Source organism: Bartonella sp. MU70NMGDW (assembly GCF_042194085.1).
GTDB lineage: Bacteria > Pseudomonadota > Alphaproteobacteria > Rhizobiales > Rhizobiaceae > Bartonella > Bartonella grahamii.
On record NZ_JBHIMK010000316.1, the window covers coordinates 1 to 1,315 of the forward strand.

The 1,315-nt window shown below is 33.8% G+C and carries 1 protein-coding gene and 1 pseudogene; both read left to right on the plus strand.

The window, feature by feature from the left end; all coding sequences use genetic code 11:
* Positions 1-174: YadA-like family protein (locus ACFIKE_RS10700; protein ID WP_375649884.1), on the plus strand; the 174-nt coding region annotated here is incomplete at its 5' end.
* A 623-nt stretch (positions 175-797) separates the two neighbouring features.
* Positions 798-1,315: pseudogene (locus tag ACFIKE_RS10705) on the plus strand (hypothetical protein); the annotation flags it as partial.

Genomic DNA, 1,315 nt, shown 5'->3' on the forward strand with positions numbered 1-1,315 from the left:
ACACCTGGAAAATTAAGCGTTGGATTTGGTACTGGTTTATGGCGTAGTCAGTCTGCATTTGCCTTTGGTGCAGGTTACACCTCAGAAAATGGAAAATACCGCTCTAACATATCCGCAACAACTTCTGGAGGTCATTGGGGTGTAGGTGCGGGATTCAATATGACATTGAACTGATAATAAACAAAATACATAAACCCCTTTCACCCCTGTCTCATGAGGCAGGGGTGGATTGTTTTTACGTATGTAAATATATAAATTGATAAGCGCTATAATGATAAATATAGGTTTAAAAACAAAAAACCGTACACTTTCAACAAAGTAAACTTCTTATTTCAAAATAAGATAACGAGTTTTTTCATAAATTATAATTGATTATTTTCTTCTTTAATTTTTAAATCTAAAAAATCTGTAGCAATCTACAGATAAAAAAACCTTTCACTCTCTAAAAATCTATTAAAAAGCTTCCTAGTAAGACAAAAGTATACATTCAAATGTATTTCAATTTTACTGGAAGAAGTTATAAAAACAATATACTAAACTAACTCCCCCTTGCAAAAAACAACCAATAAGTTTAAAGGTTAAAAAAACCAATCACCACTTTAAAAAAATTACTTTCTTAGGAAATGTAAAAGAGCAAAATACGTTAACCATAAAACCTAAAAGCACAACTTTTCCATCTTTTTAGTCAGGTACCAAATTTTTGAATATGCTCAGAAAAACCAAATTTAAAGAACTTCATAGCGTTTAAATGTGTCTTTTTTGTGTTTATAGTTATTTCTATCATTGGGGAGTTCATTATGAAAAAATTATATACAAAATTAGCGGGAAGCGATTTAAAAATTTCCCGTTTTCCTTTTATTAAAGTTCTATCTTTGACTTCAATAGCTGCACTTTCAGCCAGTATTTCCCCTGTTTTTTCGAATGATTTGGATTCTTCTAGTTCATCACAGGAAAATTATTTAACAGCGCTGAATGTTGCTTTGACATCCAAGGTAAGTGTTGCTGATGACTATGCAAATTTTTTAACCAAAACTCTTACTGGTGTAAGCGATTATAGTCCTATAGTGAATGTTTTGGCAGAAACCAGCGATTCGATACGTTCAATTGATATGAATGTTGGAAGTAAAAAAATCACAAGAGCAGCTTTAACTCCAAGAGTTGTAACGGGCGGTCAAATGACTAGGGATGGGAATTTGGGTAATCCTCTTGTCCATGGTGAACGAGCTCAGGGAGAAGCTCATGATGCTATTGTTTACGGGCAGGTAGCGCAGACGAAGGCTGACCAAGGGATTGCAATCGGCTTAACTGCTTTAGC